The sequence below is a fragment of the Streptomyces yerevanensis genome, assembly GCF_000716805.1.
Taxonomy (GTDB): Bacteria; Actinomycetota; Actinomycetes; order Streptomycetales; family Streptomycetaceae; genus Streptomyces; species Streptomyces flaveus.
Genome location: NZ_JNWJ01000198.1, coordinates 1 through 948, shown reverse-complemented (window position 1 = coordinate 948; position 948 = coordinate 1). Strand labels below are relative to the sequence as shown.

Below are 948 nucleotides of genomic sequence, written 5' to 3'. Positions count from 1 at the left end.
GGTGTTCTCCTGGCTGCGCCAGCTGCCCTACATCGAGGCCACGCCCGAAGGGCTGCACCCGCACGACGCGGTGCGGGCGACCCTCGAGGCCGACCTGCGCTGGCGGGACCCCGAGCGCTACGACGACGTCCGCGCCCGCATCTCGCTCGCCGGCCTGCACGCCGTGCGCGGCGCCGCCGAGGAGGACGTGCTGCTGCGGGTCGCGGAATGGATGTTCCTCTTCCGCGACCAGGGCGGACGGGATGATCTGTACAACTACCGGACGCACCCGCACATCGAGGACACTCCGCTCCGGTCCGAAGACGTCCCCGGCGTGCTGCGCATGGCCGAGGAAGCGGAGGGCCCGGCATCGGCAGCCGCGGTCGCGCACTGGCTGCGCCGCCAGCCGGAGGCCTTCCGCGTCCACCGCTACGCGGGCTCCTCCGCACCCGTGTCGTTCATGGCCATTCTGCGGCTGGACGCACCGCTGCCCGAGGACCGCGCCGAAGACCCGGTAATCGCGGCAGTCTGGGACCTCGTGGAGGCGGCCGCTCCCCTGGGGCCGGGCGAGCACCTGGGCATCCGCCGCTTCGCGGTGCAACCCGGCGGGCACCAGCGGCCCTCGCCCCTGATGGAACTCATCAGCCGGCGCACCATCGCCGAGGAGATGACGAGCCACAAACGCGCGGTGACCTTCACCGTCTTCGAAGACGCCGACCGGTGGGGACGCTACCTCGCCGAGGCCGGGATGCCGGAGGTCGCGGCCGTGGACGTCGGCGGCCTGCGACAGCACGTCTTCGGCCGGGACTGGCGACGGCAAACAGTGGAACAGTGGGTGCAACACCGGGCTCGCACCGCGGTCACGCCCGTAGCGACATGGCCCGCAACCGCCGCCGCGAGCGGCCCGGGCGACCAGCCGGCGCGCGCCGCGTTCGCGGAAGGCGTGCTCGAGGCACTGCGCACCTGGCA

1 pseudogene is annotated in these 948 nt (G+C 73.2%); it reads left to right on the top strand.

The features are described 5' to 3' along the window. A pseudogene (locus tag OP79_RS49030) lies at nucleotides 1–948 on the top strand (ATP-binding protein); the annotation flags it as partial.